This is a genomic window from Xanthomonas indica (assembly GCF_040529045.1).
GTDB classification, from domain to species: Bacteria; Pseudomonadota; Gammaproteobacteria; order Xanthomonadales; family Xanthomonadaceae; genus Xanthomonas_A; species Xanthomonas_A indica.
Map to the genome: position 1 here is coordinate 3,138,852 of NZ_CP131914.1, position 25,053 is coordinate 3,163,904.

General features: G+C 67.6%; 23 protein-coding genes. 14 read left to right on the forward strand and 9 right to left on the reverse strand.

The genetic code is table 11. From position 1 onward, the window contains the following. The first annotated feature begins 173 nt into the window (after nucleotides 1-173). Nucleotides 174-1,445 (forward strand): Nramp family divalent metal transporter, encoded by a 1,272-nt coding sequence (locus Q7W82_RS13630; protein ID WP_242159060.1) that lies wholly within the window; start codon nucleotides 174-176, stop codon nucleotides 1,443-1,445. Nucleotides 1,446-1,537: 92 nt separating this feature from the next. Here the strand turns inward: Q7W82_RS13630 and Q7W82_RS13635 are convergent, their stop codons facing one another. Beyond that, complete coding sequence (locus tag Q7W82_RS13635) at nucleotides 1,538-1,903, reverse strand: nuclear transport factor 2 family protein (RefSeq protein WP_242158914.1); 366 nt, start codon at nucleotides 1,901-1,903, stop codon at nucleotides 1,538-1,540. Between the two features lie 419 nt (nucleotides 1,904-2,322). Here Q7W82_RS13635 and Q7W82_RS13640 point away from each other — a divergent pair, with 419 nt between their 5' ends. Continuing rightward, a complete protein-coding gene (locus Q7W82_RS13640) occupies nucleotides 2,323-3,837 on the forward strand; it encodes an MASE1 domain-containing protein (protein WP_242158916.1) in 1,515 nt (504 codons plus the stop codon). Here the strand turns inward: Q7W82_RS13640 and Q7W82_RS13645 are convergent. After that, entirely contained in the window at nucleotides 3,821-4,240 is a 420-nt protein-coding gene (locus Q7W82_RS13645; protein ID WP_242159061.1) for a hypothetical protein, read from the reverse strand. The genes Q7W82_RS13640 and Q7W82_RS13645 overlap by 17 nt on opposite strands. A gap of 238 nt (nucleotides 4,241-4,478) precedes the next feature. Here Q7W82_RS13645 and Q7W82_RS13650 point away from each other — a divergent pair, with 238 nt between their 5' ends. Continuing rightward, nucleotides 4,479-4,922: an Rrf2 family transcriptional regulator gene (locus tag Q7W82_RS13650; RefSeq protein ID WP_242158918.1), complete on the forward strand. Its 444-nt coding sequence runs from the start codon at nucleotides 4,479-4,481 to the stop codon at nucleotides 4,920-4,922. 2 nt (nucleotides 4,923-4,924) lie between these two features. Then, nucleotides 4,925-5,833 (forward strand): NAD(P)/FAD-dependent oxidoreductase, encoded by a 909-nt coding sequence (locus Q7W82_RS13655; RefSeq protein WP_242158919.1) that lies wholly within the window; start codon nucleotides 4,925-4,927, stop codon nucleotides 5,831-5,833. A 167-nt stretch (nucleotides 5,834-6,000) separates the two neighbouring features. Here the strand turns inward: Q7W82_RS13655 and Q7W82_RS13660 are convergent, their stop codons facing one another. The 3 genes from Q7W82_RS13660 to Q7W82_RS13670 all read right to left on the reverse strand — a co-directional run bounded on the left by Q7W82_RS13660 (nucleotide 6,001) and on the right by Q7W82_RS13670 (nucleotide 10,707). Continuing rightward, nucleotides 6,001-8,166: an ATP-binding protein gene (locus Q7W82_RS13660; RefSeq protein WP_242158922.1), complete on the reverse strand. Its 2,166-nt coding sequence runs from the start codon at nucleotides 8,164-8,166 to the stop codon at nucleotides 6,001-6,003. 521 nt (nucleotides 8,167-8,687) lie between these two features. Next, a complete protein-coding gene (locus tag Q7W82_RS13665; RefSeq protein ID WP_242158924.1) occupies nucleotides 8,688-9,467 on the reverse strand; it encodes a glycine betaine ABC transporter substrate-binding protein in 780 nt (259 codons plus the stop codon). A 106-nt stretch (nucleotides 9,468-9,573) separates the two neighbouring features. Continuing rightward, complete coding sequence (locus Q7W82_RS13670; RefSeq protein WP_242158936.1) at nucleotides 9,574-10,707, reverse strand: major royal jelly family protein; 1,134 nt, start codon at nucleotides 10,705-10,707, stop codon at nucleotides 9,574-9,576. A gap of 200 nt (nucleotides 10,708-10,907) precedes the next feature. Between Q7W82_RS13670 and Q7W82_RS13675 the strand changes: the two genes are divergently transcribed. The 4 genes from Q7W82_RS13675 (at nucleotide 10,908) to Q7W82_RS13690 (ending at nucleotide 15,222) form a co-directional block, all read left to right on the forward strand. Beyond that, nucleotides 10,908-11,777 carry a LysR substrate-binding domain-containing protein gene (locus tag Q7W82_RS13675; protein WP_353949486.1) on the forward strand — a complete coding sequence of 290 codons (870 nt, stop codon included), beginning with the start codon at nucleotides 10,908-10,910 and terminating at the stop codon, nucleotides 11,775-11,777. A gap of 184 nt (nucleotides 11,778-11,961) precedes the next feature. Beyond that, entirely contained in the window at nucleotides 11,962-12,975 is a 1,014-nt protein-coding gene (locus Q7W82_RS13680; protein ID WP_242158940.1) for a zinc-binding alcohol dehydrogenase family protein, read from the forward strand. 107 nt (nucleotides 12,976-13,082) lie between these two features. Next, nucleotides 13,083-13,880 carry a DJ-1/PfpI family protein gene (locus Q7W82_RS13685; RefSeq protein WP_242158943.1) on the forward strand — a complete coding sequence of 266 codons (798 nt, stop codon included), beginning with the start codon at nucleotides 13,083-13,085 and terminating at the stop codon, nucleotides 13,878-13,880. A 490-nt stretch (nucleotides 13,881-14,370) separates the two neighbouring features. Beyond that, nucleotides 14,371-15,222, forward strand: a complete 852-nt coding sequence (locus tag Q7W82_RS13690; protein ID WP_242158944.1) for a helix-turn-helix transcriptional regulator — start codon at nucleotides 14,371-14,373, stop codon at nucleotides 15,220-15,222. Nucleotides 15,223-15,227: 5 nt separating this feature from the next. Here the strand turns inward: Q7W82_RS13690 and Q7W82_RS13695 are convergent, their stop codons facing one another. Further along, entirely contained in the window at nucleotides 15,228-15,926 is a 699-nt protein-coding gene (locus tag Q7W82_RS13695; RefSeq protein WP_242158945.1) for a transcriptional repressor, read from the reverse strand. Between the two features lie 230 nt (nucleotides 15,927-16,156). Between Q7W82_RS13695 and Q7W82_RS13700 the strand changes: the two genes are divergently transcribed. The 5 genes from Q7W82_RS13700 (at nucleotide 16,157) to Q7W82_RS13720 (ending at nucleotide 20,031) form a co-directional block, all read left to right on the forward strand. Then, complete coding sequence (locus Q7W82_RS13700) at nucleotides 16,157-16,894, forward strand: TonB-dependent receptor plug domain-containing protein (RefSeq protein ID WP_242158947.1); 738 nt, start codon at nucleotides 16,157-16,159, stop codon at nucleotides 16,892-16,894. Further along, on the forward strand, nucleotides 16,837-18,447 hold the full coding sequence (locus tag Q7W82_RS13705; RefSeq protein ID WP_242159062.1) for a TonB-dependent siderophore receptor: 1,611 nt from the start codon (nucleotides 16,837-16,839) through the stop codon (nucleotides 18,445-18,447). Before Q7W82_RS13700 ends, Q7W82_RS13705 begins: the two co-directional genes overlap by 58 nt. Nucleotides 18,448-18,602: 155 nt before the next feature. Then, a complete protein-coding gene (locus tag Q7W82_RS13710; protein ID WP_353949487.1) occupies nucleotides 18,603-18,983 on the forward strand; it encodes a hypothetical protein in 381 nt (126 codons plus the stop codon). After that, on the forward strand, nucleotides 18,976-19,371 hold the full coding sequence (locus tag Q7W82_RS13715; RefSeq protein ID WP_242158958.1) for a hypothetical protein: 396 nt from the start codon (nucleotides 18,976-18,978) through the stop codon (nucleotides 19,369-19,371). The genes Q7W82_RS13710 and Q7W82_RS13715 overlap by 8 nt, the downstream gene beginning before the upstream one ends. Before the next feature lie 204 nt (nucleotides 19,372-19,575). Then, nucleotides 19,576-20,031, forward strand: coding sequence for an acetyltransferase (locus Q7W82_RS13720; protein ID WP_242158967.1), 456 nt, complete (start codon nucleotides 19,576-19,578; stop codon nucleotides 20,029-20,031). Nucleotides 20,032-20,100: 69 nt separating this feature from the next. Here the strand turns inward: Q7W82_RS13720 and Q7W82_RS13725 are convergent, their stop codons facing one another. From Q7W82_RS13725 to Q7W82_RS13735, 3 genes are all read right to left on the reverse strand, one after another. After that, nucleotides 20,101-21,786 (reverse strand): FAD-dependent monooxygenase, encoded by a 1,686-nt coding sequence (locus Q7W82_RS13725; protein ID WP_242158968.1) that lies wholly within the window; start codon nucleotides 21,784-21,786, stop codon nucleotides 20,101-20,103. Between the two features lie 43 nt (nucleotides 21,787-21,829). After that, a complete protein-coding gene (locus Q7W82_RS13730) occupies nucleotides 21,830-22,285 on the reverse strand; it encodes a helix-turn-helix domain-containing protein (RefSeq protein ID WP_242158969.1) in 456 nt (151 codons plus the stop codon). A gap of 198 nt (nucleotides 22,286-22,483) precedes the next feature. Then, nucleotides 22,484-23,374: a LysR family transcriptional regulator gene (locus Q7W82_RS13735; protein ID WP_242158970.1), complete on the reverse strand. Its 891-nt coding sequence runs from the start codon at nucleotides 23,372-23,374 to the stop codon at nucleotides 22,484-22,486. Between the two features lie 104 nt (nucleotides 23,375-23,478). Between Q7W82_RS13735 and Q7W82_RS13740 the strand changes: the two genes are divergently transcribed. Further along, nucleotides 23,479-25,050 carry a proton-conducting transporter membrane subunit gene (locus Q7W82_RS13740; RefSeq protein ID WP_242158971.1) on the forward strand — a complete coding sequence of 524 codons (1,572 nt, stop codon included), beginning with the start codon at nucleotides 23,479-23,481 and terminating at the stop codon, nucleotides 25,048-25,050. Nucleotides 25,051-25,053 lie beyond the last annotated feature (3 nt).

Below are 25,053 nucleotides of genomic sequence, written 5' to 3' on the forward strand. Positions count from 1 at the left end.
TCTGGGCTATCGCAGCGATTTGAATTGCCAATGCTAATCCATATAGCACCTGCTATATACTCGTTCGCACCCCGCCTCACCCCGATGTCGTTGCCATGGCCGCCCCCCTGCCCCTGCCCCGTTCCGCTGCCGAACACGCCAGCCGTGGCGAGGCGCGCCCCAGCCTGGGGGCCATGAATGCCAGCGTCGCCGTGCCGCGCAGCGGCCTGGGCTGGCGCCGCTTCCTGGCCTTCCTCGGGCCGGGCTACATGGTCTCGGTCGGCTACATGGATCCGGGCAACTGGGCGACCGACATCGCCGGCGGCTCGCACTTCGGCTACCTGCTGCTGTCGGTGATCCTGCTGTCCAACCTGATGGCGATCGTGCTGCAAGGCCTGGCCGCGCGCCTGGGCATCGCCACCGGCCTGGATCTGGCCCAGGCCTGCCGCGCGCACTACTCCAAGCCAGTGAACTTCCTGCTGTGGCTGGCCTGCGAGGCGGCGATCGTCGCCTGCGACCTGGCAGAGGTGATCGGCACCGCGATCGCGCTGAAGCTGCTGTTCGGCATCCCACTCACCGCTGGCGCGATCATCACCTCGATCGACGCGCTGCTGGTGCTGTTCCTGATGCGCCGCGGCTTCCGCGCCCTGGAAGCGTTCGTGATCGCCCTGCTGATGGTGATCTTCGCCTGCTTCCTGGTGCAGATCGTGCTGGCCGCGCCGCCGCTGCGCGAGGTGCTGGCCGGCTTCATCCCACGCGCGCAGGTGGTGACCGACCCGGCCGCGCTGTACCTGGCGATCGGCATCATCGGCGCGACGGTGATGCCGCACAACCTGTACCTGCATTCCTCGATCGTGCAGACCCGCGCCTACGAACGCACCGACCAGGGCCGCCGCTCGGCGCTGCGCTGGGCACTGGCCGACAGCACCATCGCGCTGAGCCTGGCGCTGTTCGTCAACGCCGCGATCCTGATCCTCGCCGCCGCGGTGTTCCATGCGCATGGCCGCACCGACGTGGAGGAAATCGAACAGGCCCACGAACTGTTGGCGCCGATGCTCGGCGTCGGCCTGGCCTCCACCCTGTTCGCGGTGGCGCTGCTGGCCTCCGGCATCAATTCCACCGTCACCGCCACGCTGGCCGGACAGATCGTGATGGAAGGCTTCCTGCACCTGCGCCTGCCGCCATGGGCGCGGCGCCTGCTGACCCGCGGCCTGGCGATCGTGCCGGTGGTCGCGGTGACCTCGCTGTATGGCGAACAGGGCACCGCCAAGCTGCTGGTGCTGAGCCAGGTGGTGCTGTCGATGCAGTTGCCGTTCGCGGTGATCCCGCTGGTGCGTTTCGTCACCGACAAGCAACGCATGGGCCCGCTGGTGGTGCGTCGTGGGCTGGCCTGGCTGGCCTGGGCGATCGCCGCGCTGATCGTGGTACTGAATCTGAAACTGCTGGCGGACACCTTGTTGCACTGAGCGATCCTGGCGCCGGCGCCGTGCGCAGACGCGCACGCGATGGCGCGACGGCCACGATACGAATGGATGCCCGAGGCCGTGCGCGCTCGCGGCTAACCGTCCTGCGCTGCAGACAGCGGCACCACGTACGCCTCCAGTTCCGCCATCCGCCCATCGCGAAACCGCCAGACGTCGCAGTAGGAGAACAGCGACGTCCCGGCGTCGCCGGTAGCGAGCGCGATCTGGCCGATGGCCACGACGTGGTCATCGCCGACGATGAATTTGCGGACGTCGAACTGCGGTGGCTGCCGGTAGGCCTCGGCCATCCACGCCCTCACCGCCTGCTTGCCTCGGAGTGTCCGCTCGCCGATGAAGTGCCAGGTCGTATCCTCGGTGCAATGGGCGAGAAAGCCTTCGTGATCGCCTGCGGCGAGGGCGGCATTCGCGGCCTGCAGGACGTGCTGGTTCGCCTCGGTCATCGGGATGGTCTCCTCTGTCAGCGACTGTCGAGATGGCGCGAGCCTAGCGTCGCCGGTGTCGCGCCTGCGTCCACGCGGGCGACTGCATCGCCGCGCGAGCGACCGAGACGCACGCAAGCGTTGCGACGATACGATGCAGAAACCGTGTGCATCGGCAGCGACGGCGCACGCTGCATTCCTGCCTGTACGAGCCGGCAGTGCGGAGTCCTGCGAACGAGGCACCGGCACACTACCGTAACGAGCGAACAGGCTGTCGTGATCGCGAACGCGCGGATGCAAACGAGGAAAGACCAACACGCATGCACCTGCCTCCGTCGACCACGTGCGATGCATCTCACACTGTCGTCCCACGACCAACTGTCTACCCTCGACGCCGATCCGGCTTATACAGTAGCGGCGACACACCACGGATGGCGGGGATGGCCGCAGGACGAGATATCGCCAGAGGCGTTCTACTGAGCGCGGCCTACTGCGCCGCGTTCCTGCTGGCCTGGCGCTGCTCCGTGGACCAGTGGTATCTGCCGGCAGGCGTGCGCGTCGCCAGCCTGCTGTTCCTGCCCGCGCGGCGCTGGCCATGGTTGCTGGCCGGCGATGCCGCCGCGCTGCTGACGCTGCGCATTCCCATGAGCGAGACGTGGGGCGCGAGTGCCGCCTGGGCGTATCTGAGTCCGTTCCTGCTGATGCCGATCGTGTCGCTGCTGCCCGTCCTGGTGCGTCGGCGCGTTCCGGATCTGGCGCGCAACGATCACTGGCTGCTGCCGCTGACACTGGCGACTGCGTTGTGGAGCACGCTGTGCAACATCGCGATCAACACCGCACTGGGCGGTCCGGTGGGACCGGCGCCACTGGATGTGCTGCTGCGCTACTGGCTGGGCGATTACCTGGGCACCTTGATGTTCGTGCTCCCCGCCTTGCTGTGGCTGCGCCGCGACGAGCCTGCGCAGATGCAGGCCTCGCTGCTGCGCGAGGGCCTGGCGTCGATCGCCGTGGCCGTCGTGCTGTCGGCGTCGATCGCCGCCGTCGACGATGCCGTGCTGCGGCAGGTGCTGCTGGTGCTGCTGGTGGTCCCGGCGATCGTGCTGACGTTGCGCCATGGCTGGCGGGGTGCGGCGCTCGGCGTGGTCCTGGCGAACGTGGCCGTGGCCTTGTCCATGCCCAAGGCCGTCGTACCCGGCATGCACGACGCCGACGCATTCGTGGTGCAGATCCTGCTCGCGGCCACCGCCACGGTGATGTTCGCGTTCGGATCGCGCATCTCCGCCGCCTATCGGCACATGCGCGACGACGGGCGCATGCGCGAGCAGGCGCTGGCCTTCGCGCAGGCGGGGTACCTGTCGGCCGAACGCACGCTGCGCCGGCGGGTGGTCGACTACAGCGACCTCAGCACCCAGATCAACAAGCTGCGCCGCGACGTGGTGGAGGATCTGCGCGCGCGCGGACATCACGCCGCCGCCATGCAGATGACCCGCACCGGCGTGATCCAGGCGCAACTGCTGGACGAATACGTCACCGCGCTGTATCCGCTCGGGATCGAGACGCATGGGCTGTATCCCACCCTGCGCTCGCCGACCTTCGCCAACCTGTGCACGACGGAGTTCCGCTGTCGCCTGCATGGCGATCCGCGGCGCCTGTCGCTGGGCCTGCAACTGGTGGCCTATCGCTGCATCCTCGACGCCATCGAGACGCTGCCCGTGGCCCACACCCACCTGCTGCAGGCGCGGGTATGGCGTGCCAGGGGGCGGCAAGGCATCGCCATCCGCATCACCGCCGATGCGGCGATGCTGAGCGCGCTGCGCCGCCGCCCGGAGGCGCCGGACCGCGAACTGGCGGTCCGCCTGCAGGCGCATGGCGGCACCTGCAGGCGCCGCCATGCGTTGAGCTTCAGCTTCCTGGTGTCGGAGAGCCGCGCCGCCGGCCTCACTCCACCGCCGTGATCTCCCACGCATCGCCACGGGCATCCGTGCGCAGGCGCACCACCACGTCCGCCGTCCGGTAGACCACGCGCGCCGGCGCCGCAGGCGAGGCGGTCAGCGAGACCCGCGCCACGTCGCTGCCCATCGGCAGCACCCACAAGGTCGTGCCGATGCGGCCGACCGCGGCGCGCACCACGCCGCTGGCGTCGTTGATCTGCAGGTAGTTCACGCCATCGCGCGAGAACTCATAGACGCGCCAGGCCGAATCCGTCGCGAGATTCAGCGCCTTGGGCACGCTTTCCCCCAAGCCCTTGCCCACGACCCCGTGCCCGCCGGAGGGGCAGCACGACTGCGCCTGCGCCTGAAAGGACAGCGCCAGTCCCGCCGCGACCACGATTGCCAAGCCCTTCGCCTTCGTTTCCATTCCATCGATCCTTTCCCACCCGGGGAATTCCGCCTGCATCTCAGGCTGGATCAAGGTACGTGGTCCGGGCCGGGAAGCGGTCGACAAACAGCATCGCGGCGATGGCGCGGGACCAGGTCGTTGCGCATCCACGACGACCAAGCGCGACTGTTCGCGGCGCGCCCTTGGAGAGCGGTCGCCAGCGCCAGTGCGCGGGTCGCGCTTGACCTGCCACACATTTCGAAACATCATTAGTTACATGAAACGCGATAGCCGCCTGTCTTCCGTCCTGCATGCCCTGCTGCACATGGCCGAGCACGAGGGCCCCATGACCTCCGACGCCCTGGCCCAGTGCCTGGGCACCAACCCCGTCGTGGTCCGGCGCACCATGGGGTACCTGCGCGAAGCCGGCATCGTGACCTCGGACCGTGGGCATGCCGGCGGATGGCGCATCCATGCCGACCTGGCCGCGGTCACCTTGCGCCAGTTGCACGAAGCGCTGGGCGAACCCGCCCTGTTCGCCATCGGCAATCGCCACGAATCCCCGGAGTGCCTGGTGGAGCAAGCGGTGAATGCCGCACTGGAAGGCACGTTCGCAGAAGCCGAGGCGTTGCTGTTGAAGCGGTTTTCGGAGATCACCCTTGCCGACCTGGCCGCCGACTTCGCGCGCCGGCATGCGGCAGCACGACGCACCAGGAGTTGAGCATGCATTACGACACCATCGTCATCGGCGGCAGCTATGCGGGCATGGCCGCCGCCCTGCAATTGCTGCGGGCACGCCGCTCCGTGCTGGTGATCGACGCGGGCCAGCGCCGCAATCGCACGGCCCGCCATGCACATGGCTTCCTCGGCCAGGACGGCGTGCCGCCGGACGCCATCGCGGCGACCGCGCGCCAGCAACTCGACGCCTATCCGACGCTGGCCTGGCTGGACGCACACGCCCGGGCGGTCACCGGCTCCCTGGACGCCTTCACGGTGACCACCTCCGATGGCGGCGCGCACCAAGGCCGCCGCATCCTGCTGGCCACCGGCGTGGCCGATCGGCTTCCGGCCGTCGACGGTCTTGCCGAACGCTGGGGCACGGCGGTCTTCCACTGCCCGTACTGCCACGGCTACGAGCTGGACCAGGGCCGCATCGGCATCGTCGGCGCCGGCCCGCTGTCCGCGCACCAGGCCGAACTGCTCACCGAATGGGGCAACGCGACCTTGCTCGTCAACGATGCGCTGCAACTGGACGACGCGGCCAGGGCCCGCCTGACCGGCCGCGGCGTGGTGATCGAGGACGCGCCCATCGACAGGATCGAGGGGCATGCCGACGTGGTCCTGGCCGACGGTCGGCGGCTGACCTTCGCCGGCCTGTTCACGGCCCCGCGCACCGTGCCGTCCGGCTCACTCGCCGACGCCATGGGCTGCCAGTTGGAAGAGACGCCGATGGGCCTCCAGGTCCGCATCGACGCCGAGCACAGGACCTCGGTGTCCGGCGTCTTCGCCTGCGGCGACCTGGCGAAAGCGCCGCATTCGCTGTCACTGGCCGTCGCCAGCGGCGCCATGGCAGGCTCCCAGGTTCACCGCTCGCTGGTATGGCCGGAGACCTTCGCCGCGCCGCCAGCATAAGCGCGCACAGGATGACGCTCTCTCGGATTCCGCGGCCGTAGCGGGCTACGCCGAGCAAACAGCGCGGACGCGGTCATGCCACGTGTGGCCGCTTGGCCGGGCTGCGCATCACCGCACGGGTTACAGAGCACCAGGCGCGACGTGCGCGTGTGCCGAACCTGGCCAGGTCAGCCGAGCCCGGCAAACAGGCCATGCAACTCGGCAAATCCCACCGGCTTGACCAGATGCGCGTCGAACCCGGCCCGCGCCGAATCCTGGCGATCGCCGTCCTGTCCCCAGCCGGTCAACGCGACGATGGTGATGTCCCTGCCCCAGTCGCAGTCGCGGATGCGGCGGCACGCTTCATGGCCGTCCATGCCGGGCATGCCGATGTCCATCAGGATCACCTCCGGGCGCATGCGTGCGCCCATCGCCAGCGCTTCCTCGCCGCCTCCGGCGGTGCGCACGTCATGCCCGTCCAGTTCCAGCAGCGCGGCCAGCGCCAGCGCGATATCCGCGTTGTCGTCGACCACCAGGATCCGGCGCGCGGTGTGTGACGACCTGGCATCCCCGGTGCCCGACGCCGCGGCCGGCGCGGTGTCGGCGGGAAGCCGCACGACGAAGGCGCTGCCCTTGCCCGGCCCCTCGCTGCGTGCCTCGACAGTGCCGCCATGCATCTCGACCAGTTGCCTGACCAGCATCAGGCCGATGCCGAGTCCGCCTTGCGCACGCTCCAGGGTGCGGTCCACCTGGGTGAACAATTCGAAGATGGCGTCGATCTTGTCCGGCGGGATACCGGAGCCGTTGTCCTGCACCACGACCTCGGCGCTGCCCTCGATCGCGTCGACCCGCACTTCGATGTCTCCCCCGGGAGGCGTGTACTTGCACGCATTGGTGAGCAGGTTTCCGAACACCTGGGTCAGACGCACCGGGTCTCCCTGCAGCGGCAGCGGCGCCTCCGGCAACACCACGCGCAACCGATGCCGCTGCTGGTCCAGCGCAGGGCGGCAGACCTCGACCGCCTGCTGGATCACCTCGGCCAGCAGCAGCGGCTCGCGCCGCAGCTCCAGCTTGCCCTGTTTGATGCGGTTGACGTCGAGCAGGTCGTCCACCAGCCGCACCAGGTGCCGCACCTGTCGCTCCATGACCTCCTGCGCCTTGCGCGACAGCGCTTCGTTGCCGTGCGAGCGCTTGAGCACTTCCAGCATGTTGCGCAACGGCGCCAGCGGGTTGCGCAGTTCGTGCGCGAGCAAGGCCAGGAACTCGTCCTTGCGTCGACGCTCCTGCGCCAGCTCGGCCTCGATCTGATGGCGCTCGACCAGTTCGGCGGCCTGCCGTGCGAGCAGGTCGATGTAGCGCAGCGCGTCCGGGTCGGGTCCGCCCGGCCAGCGGTAGTGGTTGTTGAGCATGCCCAGCAGCCGCCCATCGCGGCTGAGCAACGGCGTGCACTGGATGGAGCGGATCTGGTCCTCCATCACGACCTCCAGGCCCAGTGTCCCCTGCAGGCCCTCCAGCTTCTCCACGTCGGCCACCACCAGACGCTGCACCTGCTTTGCCGCCGCTCCGCAACTGGCATCCCATCCGTCTTCGCGGAAATGCTCGACCAGTCGCGCCCCCAGGCCCTGGTGCACGACAATCCGTAACGTTTTCTTGATCGGGTCGAAGATCTGGATGTTGCCCTTGTCGGTGCCCGAGATGTCGGCCGCCGCGGCGAGGATCTTCTGCAGCAGCGGCTCGAACTCCCCTGGCCCGACCAGTTCGGCACTCAATTCCTGCAGCCGGGCAAGCGCGGCCATCTCCTTGCGCAGATGCGCGGCCGCCCGCTCACGCTCCACGACGATGCTGGTCGCCAGCGCACCGAATTCGGCGACCTTGCGTTCCCACGGACTGGCCTGCCGCGCCTCGGAAAGACACAGGAAGAAGGATCCGACCGCCTTGCCGCCCTGCCCGATGGCAGGATGCGAGTAGCACGCCAGGATGCCGTTTTCCAGGCAAAGCGAGCGCCATGGCGCGGACCACTGCGGCGCGTGCTCCACGTCCTCGCACTCGACGGGATGCCCCTGGTGGATAGCGGTCCCGCAGGTGCCGATGAGCGCCTCCCCGATCGGCAAGCCGCGGATGGCCGCGGCGAACGCAGGAGGAAAGTGCGAAGAGTAACCGTCGCCCATCGTGCGGCGGTCCTGGCTCGCCAACAGCACGCAGGCACGGGCATCGGGCACAAGGCGGCCGACGGCATCGGTGAGCGCATCCAGGCACGCGGCGATCGGCGCGCCGGACGCGATCATCAGCAGCGCGGTGCGCTGCTCCGCATCCAATTGCGCATCGCGCTGGGCCTGGGCCAGTTCTCGGTACACGTGCACCTATTTACATGGCCGCAGCGGTGTTAATGAATAACACTGGAGACGGTTCGTCTTGAATGAAACCGAGATCCGCTGAAAGCACGGCTGCCACGGTCCGGCGAAAAGTCATGGTGGCATAGGTGCTCCGTGAAGCGCGTGCGACATGCATCAAGGTCTGCAGCCGAAGCTGCGTCGAAACGTCTCGAAACGCAGACACTTGCCGCCCGACCTCCGCGCCAGCACCGGTCCCGCCCCTCCTCATGCGAGGTCCAGCCCCTGCACTGTCCGGCGCCGTGCGATCTGCATACCGCAGGACACGCGGCGCACGTGCTCCATGTCAGCGCCAGCCGCCGCCTTGGACGGCACCCACGCAGCAAGGTCATGCAGAAGAGGATCGTGACGAGGCGTGCAGTGGAGCTCCATCGGCCTCCACTTGGTGCTCGAGGATTGCGCGCGCCTTCGCCCTGCTGCACGAGCGAGACGCAATGCAGCGCGCCTGCGTGGAGACGCCTTCCTGGCGGGACGAAGGGACCTGGCTAGCCCGTGGTGTGCAACCAGCGACGAGCGGCCTCCAACGGATCCAGCCGATCGCGCGAGACGAGATAATCCAGCCGCGAAACGGCGTCATTGCCGAGGGATGTGCTGCGCAATGCCGACGCTGCCTCCACAGGCAACCGGCGCATCACCTCGTGGCGCGCCACCAGTGTCGCCTCGTCGGCGCCGCCCATCACCCCCAGCGGATCCTGCAGTGGTCGAATCGCGTATTGCTCATGCAGGAACTGCGGCTTCCACAACGGCACCACGACCCAATGGCCGTGCTGCACCGCATGTTCGTACGCCGCCACGCAGTCGTCCAGCGTACCGTTCTCGAAGTGGTAACCGGCCTCTGCGAGGCCATACTGCGTCATCGCCGTGCGCGAGAACCGGCTGATGCCCGCGCCCGCGCCGATGCCCTGGATGCGCTTGTGCATGCGTGCAGCCACCTTCGGCTTGCGCAGATCCTCGATCGAGGACACCAGGGCCTGCGGCACGTCGTCCGGCACGCCCCAGTACGCATAGGGGCGGTAGAGAACGGCGACCTTCTCGAACCTGCTCGCCATCGGAGCGAAATAGACGCCGTGGCTGTCGGGTAGCCATGCACTGCACAACATGTCGGCTTCGCCCGCACGCAGTTGCTCGAAGGCCTGCGCATGCGGTGCCAGCGTTTCCGTCACGTCCACGCCATGGCGGGCAAGAACGGACCGGATCACACCGGATGCCGCACGATGAAACGAGAGATCGATCGTCAGCAGACGAACCTGCAGGGGTTGGGCCATGGGATTCGACTCCGAGGAGAGAGGCGCCGACTCACCCGGCGCTCTTTGATGGGCGGAAGGACTGCGCGGCACGCCCGGCGACGAACATGCCGCACCTGACACGCAGCTAGCGCTGGCCTGCCGGCAGATCGACCCGGTACAGCTTCACCGGGAAGCGAATGGTCGATGTGCCTTGATTGAAGGCCGGCGCACCGTCGATCTGCGCAACCGGCAGGTAGACGTGGCCCTGGCCATCGAGGAACGGCGCATCGGCCCAACGCAGATCGCGATCGTGCGCGATCGTCGATACCGTCCCGTCCGGCGCACGCCGCATCAGGGTATTGTCGGCCAGCGGCGTGTAGTACAGGCTGCCATCGGCGCCCATCGCGGTGCCACCGATCGGCGGATTGTCGAACCACGGGCGCACATGCTGCGCGAGGGCCGCGTCGTCGATGCCGTCATCGTCCAGATAGCGCGTCTCGATCTGCGCCAGGGGGCCGGTCAGTGGACCGAAGTACAGGGTGCGGCCATCCGGGCTCAGCTCCAACGGATCGGCATTGACCTGCAGCGGCTTGCCATCGGTGCCGGTGAGGACCTTGCCGTTCACGACGATCCTGTCGTTGGCGCGTGCGCGGGCGAACGCTGCGCCATCGAAGCGGCGCCTCGCACGGCCGCTGTCCAGGTCCAGCACGATCACCGCGCCTTCGCCGGCATCGGTCAGGTAGGCATGTCCATCGTGGATGCGGATGTCGTCGACATAGGAGTGGTTGCGGATCACCTCTTTCGGGAAAACGTAGACGCGCACCACGCGATCGGTGCGGGGATCGATGTGAACGACCTTGGCGCCATCGGCCACCGGCGTGCCGCCGAACGCCGGCGTGCCCGTGTCGACGATCCAGAGGTCGCCGCGCGCGTCCTGGTGGATCGCGTTGACGCTGACGAACGCGCGCGCCGCGGCGCTGCCCGGCGTCCACCGGTTCCAGCCGGCATCCGGATAAGGGGCGAGCGCGCCGTCCTTGCCCGCGATGGCCACGGCAGGCCCGGTGTTGCCCGTCCAGCGCGGGGTGCTGACGATGAAGCGCCCTCGCCCATCGAGCACCACCGCATTCCACGGCATCTGCTGGCTCTCGCGCACGACGACCGGTTTTGCAGGGTGTGCTGCCGCAACCGATGCGGCGACGGACGCTGCGAACGCACCGCAACCTGCGAAGCAGGCGGCGGCAAGCAAGACCCACCGGGATGGGGCGAAGTGGTGTGGCATGGTGTTCTCCAGCAGGACGTGTGGATGACAGGGCTGCCGGATTGTGGTGAACCGATCCTCCCGGAAACAGCCCCCGGCGGGGCAAGCAGTCTTGTGATAATTTTGAAAATCACACCATCGCCGCCGCCCCGTGCCATGCGTGGTGCGGCGCATCTGCTGGAACGACCTGGATGATCAGACTGGAAGACGTGCGGATCTTCGTGGCCGCGGCCGACCATGGCAGCCTGTCGGCGGCCGCCCGCCAACTGGACCTCACGCCGGCGGTCGCCAGCGTGGCGCTGAAGCGGCTGGAGACCGAACTCGGCACCCGGCTGCTCGCGCGATCGACACGCAGCCTGCGGCTGACGCCGGATGGCGAACGCTACTTGCAGTACGCGCGCAACGTGCTGGAGCAGGTCGAGGCCGGACGCAACGCGGTGGCCCAAGGCCGGAAAATGATCGGCGGTGCGGTGTCGCTGTCGATGCCGTCCGACCTGGGGCGCACCGTGTTGCTGCGATGGCTGGACGCGTTCCAGGCGCAGTACCCGAGCGTCTCCCTGCAGATTCGCATCGGCGACCAGATCACCGACATGATCCGTGCCCCGGTCAGCGTGGCCATCCGCTACAGCGTGTCCGAAGACTCCTCGCTGGTCGCGCTACCGCTGGCGCCCGAGAACCGGCGCGTGCTGTGCGCATCGCCCGGTTACTTCCTGCGCCACGGACGGCCGACGACACCAGCCGATCTGGCCAGGCACAACTGCCTGCGCTTTGCCCTGAGCGATGCCCTGCACGACCGCTGGACCTTCTTCGGCGGCGGCACGCCGGAGGTGGTGGCCGTGCACGGCGACCGCAGCAGCGACGACGGGGAACTGGTCCGGCGCTGGGCCGTCGCAGGGCTCGGCATCGCCTACAAGTCCAGGCTGGATGTGCTGGACGACCTGCGCGCCGGCCGCCTCGAGGCGGCACTGACGGAATTCGAAGGGGAGCGCGCGCCGCTGCATCTGGTCTGCGCGCACCGGGCGATGCTGTCGCCCACGGTCAACGCACTGCGCGACTTCCTGCTGCACAGGATCAACGGCTATCTGGAATGAAACAGGCGGGCACCTCGCGCCCGACCGGTATATTTCAAAATAATTTTGAAACTGATATCGCGCATGGCGCCTGTGACCGCAGGTCGCGCAAGACGATCATGGCGTGAGCCGAACCGGCCCCGCAGCGCAACGACGCATTGCTGCCGTGCGCCGGCTCGATCCTGTCCTGAGTCCGGAGCGCACCATGAAAGCCATTGGCTACTACCGCAACTTGCCGATCAGCGATGCCGACGCACTGGTCGAGCTGACACTGCCCGACCCTGTTCCCGGCGCGCATGACCTGCTGGTCGAGGTCCGCGCGGTTTCGGTCAATCCGGTCGATGTGAAGATCCGCGCAAACGTCGCGCCGGACGCCGGCCAAGCCAAGGTGCTCGGTTGGGATGCCGCCGGCGTGGTGCGCGCCGTGGGCACCGCCGTCACGCGCTTCAAGCCCGGCGACACGGTGTGGTACGCCGGCGCCTTGCAGCGCCCCGGCACCAACAGCGAATTGCATCTGGTCGATGAGCGCATCGCCGGGCGGATGCCGCAACGCATCGATTTCGCGGCGGCGGCGGCCCTGCCGCTGACGACCATCACGGCCTGGGAATTGCTGTTCGATCGCCTGAACATCCCGGAAGGCGACCCATCGCAAGGCGCCACGCTGCTGGTGGTCGGCGCGGCCGGTGGCGTTGGCTCGATCCTCGTGCAACTGGCGCGACGGCTCACCGGCCTCACCGTGATCGGCACCGCGTCGCGTCCGGAAACCGCCAAATGGGTCGGCGACCTCGGCGCGCACCACGTGATCGACCACACCAGGCCGCTGTCCGAAGAACTGCGGCGCATCGGCTTCGCCGGCGTCGACTACGTCGCGAGCCTGAACCAGACCGACCGCCATTTCGACGAGATCGTCGCCGCGATCAACCCGCAGGGGCACGTCGCGCTCATCGACGATCCCGATCACATCGATGTCCGCAAGCTGAAAACCAAGAGCGTGTCGCTGCATTGGGAATTCATGTTCACGCGTTCGCTGCACGCGACGCCCGACCAGATCCGCCAGCACGAACTGCTGACCCGCGTCGGATCGCTGATCGATGCCGGCGTGCTGCGCACCACGCTCGCCGGCCACTTCGGCACGGTGAATGCCGCCAATCTGCGGCGCGCGCACGAATGGATCGAGACGCATCGCGCGCGCGGCAAGATCGTGCTCGAGGGCTTCTGAGCGGCCTGCACGGCACCGCCCCCTGCCAGTCCCCGTCGGCAACCGCCGGCCCAGCGACCACCTACCGCCATCAAGAGGAGAGCAGCATGCCCAGATCTGGAGACCCCATGGACCACAACGCGATGCGCCGGTATGTCAGCCAGTTGGGGCTGTTCGGCCTGGGCGCCTTGTTGGCCAGCCCCCGCGTGATGGCCGCGGCGTCCACGCCGGCGAGCTCGCCATCGAAGACGCATCCGGACAGCACGACGCCGCCGGGCTCCGCGGCGCCGACGAAGGTGGTGATCCTGCTGTTCCCGGGCACCACCATGCTCGACTGGGTCGGCCCCTACGAACTGCTCCATCGGGTGCCGGGCATCGACCTGGTGCTCGCGGCCAAGACCCGCGATCCCTACCGCAGCGACAGTGGCATGGTCACCTATCAGGCGAATGCGCTGATCCAGGACATCGACACGGCCGACGTCCTGCTCATCCCGGGCGGCGGCATGGGAGTGCGCGACGTTTCCAACGATGCCGAGGTCATGGGCTGGATCCGGCGGATCGACAGGACATCGCGGATCACCGCAAGCGTCTGCACCGGCGCCCTCATCCTGGGCCGCGCCGGGCTGCTGCGCGGCCGCCGCGCCACCACGCACTGGGCCTTGCAGAACATGCTGAACGACCAGGGCGCGACCTATGTGGACGAGCGCTGGGTGGTCAGCGACAAGTACTGGACCTCCGCGGGCGTCTCGGCCGGCCTGGACATGACGCTGGCGCTCATCGGCCACCTGCGCGGGGATGCGGAAGCGATGAAGGCACAGCTGAAGATCCAGTACGACCCGAAGCCGCCGTTCCATGCAGGCGCCTGGTCGACGGCGCCGGCTGCCATTCGCGAGGCAGTGGGCGCGCCGATGCCCAGCCACGGCTGATGCAGTCGAAGGCGCTCGCGACCGCCCCGCCGGGCGATACGCTGCCGAGCACCCCACGCGCCACGCAGAAACCACAGTGGACATCCCGCGGCTTGCCTGGCCGCGCCATGCGACCGAGGCGTTCGAGCCGGGGCGCAATGCACCCGATATCACCGCGGATCAGCGCGCGCTGATCCGCGTCACCCCGTCGGATGCGGTGGCCACGGATCCATGAATCACCAAGGGCACAGCCATCGGATGCCTGCCACGGATTCAGTACACATCCCGCGCAAGAACAGTACCGCCCGCCCTGCCCGTTTCCACCACGCGGTCGACACGAAAGCGGGCGGCGCCCACGCCATCGAGGCCAGGAACCCGTGCGACCCGCATGACATCCCGGCAAACCGCGATCCTACCGTGCGCACCCAGCGCCCACACGCAATCAGAAAGTTCTTTAAGAGTATTATTCAAAACAGACAGCAGTCCACGGCAACACGAGTTCCAGCGCACCATGTCGAGCGTTGCCATCACCGCACACACTGAACCCCTGGACGTCGACAACGTGCCTCGCCCTGTCGTCGCCCTGCGTGCCACCTCGGTGACGAAGGACTGGGAGAATGCGCGACATCGGCACCACAAGGCGCAGCTGATCTACTCCGTTCGCGGCGTCCTGAATTGCGAAATCGAAGACGGCGTCTGGATCGTGCCGCCGCAGTGCGCCATCTGGATCCCCGGTGACCTGCCCCACGCGGCGCGCGGGTCGGGCGAAACCGAATGTCATTGCCTGTTCGTCGATCCCGATGCCGCCGCCGATCTTCCGACGATCTGCTGCACCATTGCGGTATCGCCCCTGCTGCGCGAGCTGCTGCTGAAGGTGGCTGGTTTTCCCGCGCTGTACCCGCAGGGAGGCCGGGAAGATCGGCTGATTGCCGCCTTGCTCGACGAGTTGGTGGAGGCGCCGGTCGAGGACCTGCATCTGCCCATGCCGCGCGACGCGCGATTGCGCCGCCTCGCGGAACTGCTGCTGGCCGACCCCACCGACAAAACGTCGAAGGCCGTTTGGGCGACCCGCATCGGCATGAGCGAGCGCAGCATGAGCCGCCTGCTGCTGCACGAAATCGGCATGAGTTTCGGGCGCTGGCGCCGGCAACTGCACGTCATCCTGGCGCTTCAGCGCTTGACCAAGGGCGATAGCGTGCAGACCGTGGCATTGGAACTGGGCTACGAAAACGCCAGCGGGTTCGTCACCATGTTCCGCAAGGCCGTCGGCAAGCCGCCGGCACGCTATCTGTCCGACCGCAGGAACGGCGCCGAGCTTGCTCCCGTGCCCGGCATCGTGCTCCCCAATGACATCTCGCCTTGATCGGATCAGGCCCTCCTGGTTCGTGACCTTCGATCGTCCTCTGCCACCCCATGTGCCGCAGTGCGGGGTTGCCCGCATCGCGCACACGTCGTGGTGATGGTGAAGACGGTCTCCGCGTCGAGCACGAAGCCCTCCTCGCAGGCCAGCGATCGCAGGTGCGCACGCAACACCGGGTCTTCGATGAACACCAGTCGCGCGCCGCAGCGACAGCGCAGCGTGTCGTGGCGGGCGGTCAGCAGGTCGGGCTTGATCGCGTAGAACGCACGCCCACGCGTGCCTTCCGTGCGAACCAGCAAGCCGGCGACCCACAGATCGTGCAGTGCCCGATACACCGATCCCGGCGTAAGGCGATCGCGCCGACCGCTCAGGAGGCGGTACACCCGGCTGGCATCGAGACAACTCGGCGCCGCCTGCTCCAAGGTGCGCAAGACATCGGCACGCGCGGCCGTCGGTCGCAGCCTGTGCGCGATCAGGCGCCGATCCTGAGCCGACACCACGCATCCGCTTTCGAGGCTGGCTGCAGCGTTGCGCATCGTCCTGTGTCTGTGTTTGTCTGACAGCCGATTCGCGCGCCGCTCGGAGGATGCGGCCAGGCCCACGATCGCAAGCGCGTCATCGCATGATTCCATTCCTCCCCCTTCGCTATGCCAGATGGAACCGCGGAACGGCGTGGCCTCCCGGCTGTCACGGACGACGCGCGCCAAGTGCCGTCGCGCTGCTGCGCACCAGTGCGACGCCAGCGCCGCCTGCACAGACTAGTCGTGGATGCGCAGCGTGCATTGCGCCATCAGGCCAGAACTTGTCGCAGTCCGGCCACCCTGTGTGCTTGGCGACTAGCTGACCGAATTGAAAAACACTCTGGCCTGAATTCGCCATCAAGCCAGCGCAACCCCGATGTTAAATAGCGCATCCAAACGCAAATGAGTATTGTTTGATGTGCAGCCTCACAGATGTCGGCGGGCTCCAGCGGCAAATCGGTCAGCGCGCCCCCCGTCCGCCGGCGCATGAGCACACGCCCTCACCCCGCAGCCTGCTGGGCTCGGCACTCGCAGCGGCAATCGCCGTCAGCACGCACGGCGCATGCGCCGCCGAGCCAGCGCAGCGACCGAACGAGGCTGGGGAAAACGCGTCCAACGCAGCGCAGAGCTTGCCGGCGGTCAACGTCACGCACCGCGCGGATGCGGCGGCGACCGAAGGGACCGGCTCCTACACCACGGGCGAGACGGCGGCGGCCACGCGCCTGCCGCTGTCGCTGCGGGACACGCCGCAGTCGGTCACGGTGATCACGCGCCAACGCATGGACGACCAGCAACTGACGTCGGTGCAGGGCGTGCTGGAGAACACCACCGGGATCGCGTCGTATCAGTCCGACAGCGAACGGACGAGTTTCTACTCGCGCGGATTTCTGATCAACAACCTGCAGTACGACGGCATTCCCACGGTGGTCGGCAACATCGTCAACGGCAGCGGCATCGGTTCGCTCGATACCGCGTTCTACGACCGTGTCGAGGTCGTGCGCGGCGCCTCCGGCCTGCTGACCGGCACCGGCAATCCCTCGGCCGCCATCAATCTCGTGCGCAACGTCCGACCCCGGAATTCTCCGCGTCCGCCTCGCTGGGCGCGGGGAGCTGGGACACCTACCGGGGAATGGCCGACGTCTCCACGCCGTTGACCCAGGACGGTCGCATCCGCGCGCGCGTGGTGGGCGCGTACCAGGACGGCCATTCGTACCTCGACCGCTACACACCGCAGAGGAAATCGTTCTACGGGATCATCGAGGCGGATCTGACCGCGGACACGACGCTGAGTCTGGGCGTCGACTCTCAGGACATCACGCCGAAAGGCGCCACCTGGGGCGGCATGCCGCTGTGGTTCAGCGACGGCACTCAGGCGCACTACCCGCGCTCCAGCAGCTATGCGCAGGACTGGAGCCGTTGGGACAACACGCTCAAAACCGGGTTTGCCGAGCTCGAGCATCGTTTCGGCAACGGCTGGACGCTCCGCGCCGTCGCCAACCAGTACCGCACGGACGACGATGCCGAACTGCTCGGCCTGGTCGGCCGCCCCGATCGCGCCACGGGACTGGGCGTCTCCCCCAATGGGGCGTATCCGGTCGCGCTGGCGTCCGACGGGCGGAGCCGGCAAAACACCGCCGATGTGATGGCCAGCGGCCCGTTCGAGCTGCTGGGCCGCCAGCACGCGCTGGTGCTGGGGGCGATGAGCTCGCGTCGCACGGCCAGGCAGCGGGACATCGCGCCCTTCTATGCGGGCTTCATGCCGGTCGATGTCGATGACCTGAGCCCACCCTACCCCCGGCCCGACTTCGCGGCCATGACGTGGATACCCACCGGCACCCGGGTCAAGCAGAGCGGTGTCTATGGCGCAGCGCGCTTTTCCCTGGCCGATCCACTGAAACTCATCGTCGGCGGCCGCGTCAGCAACTACGACATCGACGACACCGCCGGCAACAACAGGTTGCACTACAAGAAAACCGGCGAGTTCACCCCGTATGCGGGCGTGATCTACGACCTCGACACGACCTACTCGGCCTATCTCAGCTACACCGGCATCTTCAACCCGCAAACGGATTACCGGGACAGCAAGGGCAACGTGCTCACGCCGTCCAAGGGAAAAACCAAGGAACTTGGCCTGAAGGGCCACTACCTCGACGGACGCCTGAATGCGTCGATCGCCGTGTTCGAAACCACGCTGGACAACGCGGCGCAGAGCGTTGCCGGGACCTATACGCCAGGCGGCGCGCAAGCCTACAAAGGCGTCGACGGGACAAAGTCGCGCGGCATCGAGCTGGACCTGCAAGGCGAGTTGGCGCAGGGCTGGAACATCGCTGCAGGCATCGCGCACTTCACCGCGGAAGACGGCGATGGCGTCCGCCTGAATTCGCAACTCCCGCGCACCACGGCCCAGCTCTTCACCACCTACCGATTGCCGGGTGCGTGGAGCAAGTTGACGCTGGGCGGCGGCGTCAAATGGCAAAGCCGCATCTACGAGGCGCCCAATACCGGCACCAGTTCGCTGGGCGGGGAACAGCGTTCCTATGCCCTAGCCTCCCTGCTGGCACGCTACGCCATCACGCAGAAGACCCATCTGGCCGTGAACGTCAACAACGTTTTCGACAAGAAATACGCGCTGCAGAAAGGCGACTTCGACACCGTGAGTTATGGCGCACCCAGCAACGTGATGGTGACGCTGGACTACACGTATTGATGTCCTCGCAGGCCAATGCGTCATTCGGTCGAGCACCCGCCCTCATCCCGCCATCGATTTCAGAGAACCCGCCCATGCCACTTCAGCCCTCCGCCCCACGACGCCCTACCCAAGACGCGACCCTGTACGCACCGAACAGGGTCGCATTGTTCTGGTTGACGACCGCGACGGGTGTCGTGCTTTTCGTGACCTTCCAGTTGTTCTTCTACGTCAATACCTTCGTGAGAGCGCACGGAGCGACAGCGGCCATCACGTTCGACCCCGGCATCCTGTGGATGTTTTCCGCCTTCTACGGCTGCTGGATCGTCACGGTGCTGCTCGCACTGATCGGGACCCGCCGGACGCAAGGAATCGCCCTGGTCCTCGGCGGCATGCTCGTCGTCCTGAACACCCTCGGAGGAATCGCGGACGGGCTGCGCGACGGCTGGCATGTCGCGCTCTCTGCCGTGCTCTTCATCACCCTGCCCGGTGCGTTCGCCATTGCGATCACCTGGCGGCACATCAAGCGTCAAGGAGTTGGCCATGCCCATGAATAGTTCGAACTTCCCCTTGGTCTGGATGAACCTGTCCCAGGAACCCGGGCATGACCACCAGAAGGACTTCGATGAGTTCGAGGCGAACCTGCGGCGCGGGGAGCCGTTCGTGATCCTGAGCGACAGCACGCCAAGCGAAGACCACGACCACACGCCGGAAGAAAAGAAACGCACGGCGCTGTGGATGAAAAAGCACAAGGCGGAACTGCGAAGGTTGGTGCTGGCGATGATCCAGATCGAACCCAACTCGGCCAAACGCGTCGGCTACAAGGCGTTCGCGGTGCTGTTCGCCAAGTTCTGGGGTTACCCCATGCTGCTTACCGCCTCGCGTGAGCAGGCGCTGGAGATGGCAAAAGAACTGCTGGCGACGAACGCGACACGGTCTCGCTGACTGTCCATGCCGGAGGAACTCGCCGCAACGCCGAGCGCTGTTGCGGCGAGGCGCTGCCAACCCCGGTTTCGCCACTGGCCGCTAAGATAGGCGCGCCCCCCGCCGGGCTTCGACGTGTCGACCCACGTGCCCGGACCGATCCCCTGAAATGCGCCATCGAAGCGCTGCAACGCTTCGACGGTCACTCCTGAAACGCAACGAGACATGAAAACCGACAACACCACCATCGCGATCCGGCGTGCTCGTCCCGATGAGGGAGCACGCGCAGTCCAGATCTGGCAGGAGGCGGTCGATGCGACACACCACTTTCTGTCGGCGCAGGATCGCCTTGCCATCCAGACGCTGGTGCGCGAATTCCTGCCCACAGCGCCGCTGTGGTTTGCCGTGGATGGGCACGACCGGCCATTGGCGCTGATGCTCATCGAAGACGAACATATGCAGGCGTTGTTCGTCGACCCCGCATATCGCGGCACCGGCGTCGGCGCCGCGCTGGTGCGGCACGGCCTCGCGCTGCATCCGCGCATGACCACCGACGTCAACGAACAGAACCATCAGGCTGTCGGCTTCTACGAAAGGATGGGCTTCAGGCGCACAGGGCGGTCCCCGCACGACCACCAGGGCAGGCCCTATCCGCTCATCCACCTGGAATATGCGCCTTAAAACACCCTCTGGCATCGCCCCCGCGGCATGCCGCGGGGACACCAACTGCGGCAGACCTGCACGCGCGCCCTAACCGCCAAAGATCCTGGCGCAGTACGCGCGTAGCCGTTCCGGCGCGTCGAGTGGGCCACGGAAGGCGATATGGCCGTCGGGCCGGACCAGCACCATCGCAGGCTGACGCTCGATCCCATAGGCGCCGTGCGCCAGCCCATCCAGATCGAACAGCGCCGTGGCGTCGCCGGGCTGCGGCACCGCCTTGCCGAGGATCAAGCGGGGCCGGATCCACTCCCACGCATGCAGCTGCGCCAACGCATCACGCATCGCAACCAGGGCGTCCTGTTGACGGGCATCGAACAGCAACAAGGTCCAGCCCCAGGTCACGCCGTCGGGGTTGTAGAGATGCGCGAACAGCGTCGTGGACGCACCGTCCTGGGCGATGACGGCCGCATCCGGTGCGCGGTCGCCGGGATGCGGAACGCGTCGGTGCACGATCTCCCGCAATCCGTTGAGGTGGTCTTCGTTCAACGGACTGTCGGGATAGGCGACGGAAAGTTGCTGGAGATCGTCGGTGCCCTGAATCAGCGCGCCGATGTTGGGCAGGAAACTGGCTGCGACACCCATGGCCGCGTCCTTGATCGCGCCCCGGTACACGCTGTTCTTGAAGCCCTTTTCCTGCTGGGCGTCCAGACGGCTGTGCTCGCCGCCGCGCTCCGCGCCGTAGGATTCCAGCAGCACCGGCGCTGCCTTGCCGTGCAAGGCCATCGCCAATCGCCACGAAAGACCGACGGCGTCCTGCAGCCCGGCGTTCATGCCCTGGCCGCCCGCGGGCAGCGTGAGATGGCCGGCATCGCCGACCAGGAACACGCGTCCGTCGGCGTAGCGCGGGGTCACGCCGTGCTGGAAGCGGCTGTGGGTGATCCAGATCGGATCGCTGAGCTCCAGCGTCTCGTCCTCGGTGACCTCGCGCGCGATGGCCTGCAGTTCCTCCAGCGTCGGGTCGCGATCGGGAATGCCCGCGTCGTCGGACAGGAAGAACAGCCGGTGGTAGCCCTCCCACACCGGCAGCACGCCGCAGAAGCCCTTGGGGTAATAGAAGAACCAGAGGTGATCGAAATCGGTGGAACGTCGCCAGCGCAGCCTGGCATCAAGTTGTCGATTGATGCAGTGCGGCAGCTTTTCCGTCGCGAAGTCCGCGCCAATCCGCGTGCGCACGAAGCCTTCGGCCCCGTCCGCACCGACCAGATAGCGGCAGCGCAGTCGCTCGAGGGGGATGTCCGCGATTTCCGCGCCAGCGTCGTCCACCGTCGCGATCGCCACGGTGACGCCATCGGCATCCTGCTCGACCTCGACCACCTTGCGCCCGCGTTCCAGCGCGGCACCGCCGGCTGCGATCCGCTGCGCCAGCGTGTTCTCGATGACATCCTGTCCGCTGTAGAGCACCTCCGGATAGGGACTGTCGACCTGCGCGATGTCGATCGGATCCACCGTCTTGCCGTTCAACAGCGTGTGGATGTGGGTGATCCGATACGCCTGCTCCGCCAGGGCATCACGGATACCGATGCTCGCCAGCAATTCCTGCGGGCGCGCCCACAGATTGTTGGCGCGAGAATGCGGCCTGGGCTGCGTGCGCTGCTCGAAGATGCGGAATCGCACTCCGTGGTGGGCCAATGCACACGCGGTGGTCAGCCCGACCGGTCCGCCGCCGATGATGATGACATCCGTCTCGGACCCATCGATGTGCGAAGCAGGCTCCATGGTCTCTCCTGGTGATGGACGCGTTGCGGTGTCGGGCTCTGCCTTATCCCGCCAAGGACTGGTCGAGCGCATCGCGCATTTCCACGAGCACTGCGATGGCCGTGCTGACGCGCTCCGCTCCCAAGCGTTCGATCAGTTGCTGGTCGAGCGCCGCGACCGCGGCCTCGGCGGCGCCCAGGGCCGCGCGCCCTGCCGGCGTCAACACCACCAGCTTGGCGCGCGCATGGTGCGGATTGGCTTCGAACACGACGAACCCGTGTTCGGCCAGCAGCTCCACGACGCGCTGCACCGCCTGCCGGGTCAGCCCCATGTTGCGGGCGATATGCGCCACCGGCAGCGGCACCGGCGAGTAGCCCAACGCACCGAGCACCTGCCACCAGGCGGTGGTCAGCCCGATCGGGCGCACCAACCGGTTGCCCATGTCGACCAGGCGGCCGTTGGTGGCGAAGACCGCCAGCACCAGCTCGCGAACCAGCAAGGGAAGGTTTTCCGCAGCCATGCACCATCCTGTCGATTTGACAGCATATTGTCAAATAGCTCTCGCCACGTCGTGTCCCTCGAAGCGCCCCCCGAGGCTCCGCACGACGTGACTGCTGAACTTCGGCATGTACTGTCGCGGTGCCTTAGGCGGGTCGACCGCCACCCAGCGACCGCCGGCGACGGATCGGCGGCGGCATTGCCACGTCCGTCGCTGGCGCTACGAATCTGCTGGCGCAGCCGTGGGCTGCAGCAGCAGCCGCACCAAGGGATTGGGGAAGCGCCGCGACATGGTGACCGCGTGGAAGGTCTCCACGATGTCCGGCAATTGGTCGCCTTCCACCAGCACGCCCGCGGCGATCTCGTCCTTGACCACGATCGGCGGGAGCACGGCCAGGCCGATGTCCTCGCGCGCCAGCAGGCGCATCATCGCCATGTCCTCCACTTCCGCCACGATCTGCGGGCGCACGCCCAGGCGATCGGCCAGGGCGTCGAATCCCGCGCGTACGCTGTTGTCCACCGTCGGCAGGATGATGGGATGGGTTCGAAGGCGATCGGCGACGCTGGCGGCATGGCCCAGCCGGTCCGGCGTGCCCACCAGGCTGACCGGTCGCTCGGCGAGCCGGTGGGTGACGAACGGCGTCAGCGCGTCGCCAGGGGGCGCCTGATTCAGCAGGACGACGTCGAGGTTGAGCGCCTCCAGCGCCCGCAGCAGTTCGCCGGCACTGCCCGAGCGCAGGATCAGGTCGATGTCGGGACGGCCGAGCAGCGGCCGCAGGAACTCCAACTGGAAGTTGCGCGACAGCGTGGCCAGCGAGCCGACCCGCAGTGCCTGCCGCGCGGCACCGGTCTGCCGCAGCGTGCCCAGCAGCTCCTCGCCGGTGGCGAAGATCGCGTCGGCATGGTCGAGCACGATCTGCCCGGCCTCGGTGAGGTGCAGTTGCCGCCCGCGCCGCTCGAATAGCGCATGGCCGAGGCGCTCCTCGAGCTTGCGGATCTGCACCGACAGGGCCGATTGGGTGAGGTGGAGCCGTTCGGCGGTGCGGGTCAGATTGCCGTCGTGGGCCACGGCCCAGAAGTAGCGCAGGTGGTTGTAGTTCAGTGCAGCCATCGTTCGATAATAGCGAACGATATCGTGAAAACAATGAATTTTTGTTGGATCCCACCGATCGCTATCGTGGCGCCCGCCACCGTGCCCGATCCGAGGGGATTGCCTTGTCGCTCTATCTGCTGCCGCTCTCTGCACCGTTCCTGCTGCTGGTCGCCGCCGTGTTCGGCTTCGTTCGCAGCGGCCGACGTCCCCGCCTGCTGCCGGTCTTCGCCGAAGGCACCGCGCTCGGCGCGCTGCTCGTCGCCATCGCCTCGCTGGCGCTGCTGATCGCGCGCGGCGCCGGCGACAGCGGCTTGATCGGCTGGAGCGGCATCGGCCTCTCGGTCCGGCTCGATGCGGTGAGCGCCACGATGCTGCTGCTGGTTGCCTTCGTCGGCTGGATCGTGGTGCGCTACACCCGCACCTATCTCGACGGCGAGGCGCGACAGGGCTACTTCACCGGCTGGCTGTGCGTCGCGCTTGCGGCGGTGCTGCTGCTGGTGCAGGCCGGCAACCTGGTCCAGGTCGTGGTGGCCTGGATCGCAACCAGCATCGCGCTCAATCGCCTGCTGCTGTTCTATCCCGACCGCGTGGCGGCACGGCGCGCCGCGCGCAAGAAGCGCCTGTTCTCCAGCATCGGCGCCATCGCCCTGCTCTCAGCGGCGCTGCTTGTCTGGAAGAGCCTGGGCACCACCGACATCGCCACGATCAACACGCTGGCGCGCAGCGGCCAGCACGATTGGTTGCTGACGGCCGCCGCCGCCCTGCTCGCGCTGGCCGCGGTGCTGAAATCGGCGCAGTTCCCCACCCATGGCTGGCTCACCGAGATGATGGAGGCGCCTACGCCGGTGTCGGCGCTGCTGCACGCCGGCGTGGTCAACGGCGGCGGCTTCCTGCTGATCCGCTTCGCCGACCTGATGCTGGCCGCCCCCGGCGTGCTGGCCGTGCTGGCGATGCTGGGCGGGTTCACCGCGCTGTTCGGGGCGCTGGTGATGTTGACCCAGCCCGCGGTCAAGACCTCGCTGGCCTGGTCGACGGTCGCGCAGATGGGCTTCATGATCCTGCAGTGCGGGCTGGCGCTGTTTCCGCTGGCGCTGCTGCACATCGTCGCGCACTCGCTGTACAAGGCGCATGCCTTCCTGGCCTCCGGCGGCGCCGTCGAGCAAGTGGCATCCATTCGCCGGCCCGGGCCGGTTGCCGTGCCCAATGGGGCGGCGGTGGGCCGCGCCTTCCTGATCGCGCTGGCGATCTATATCGGCATCGGCGCCGCCTTCGGGTTCGCCTTCGGCTTCGGGCACAAGTCGCCGCAGGCGCTGGCCCTGGGCGCCATCCTGATCTTCGGTGTGGCCTATCTGCTGGCCCAGGGCCTGGCCGATGCCGCGCCGCGCCCGCTCACCCGCAAGACCGCGCTCTACGCCAGCGCCGCCGCGATCGGCTACTTCGCCCTGCAGACCGCCGCCGAATGGCTGACCGCCGGCGTGCTGCCGGCGACGCCGGCACCGGGCCGGCTGGAGTGGACGCTGATGGCGCTGGCGGTGCTGAGCTTCGGCCTGGTGGCGGTGGCGCAGGCGCTGTTCCCGCTCTGGGCGACGCACCCGGCCGCCGCCGGATTGCGCGTGCATCTCGCCAACGGCCTGTATGCCAATGCCACGCTCGACCGCCTGCTCGGCGGCTGGTCCGTCCGCAAGACCCCGTGACCC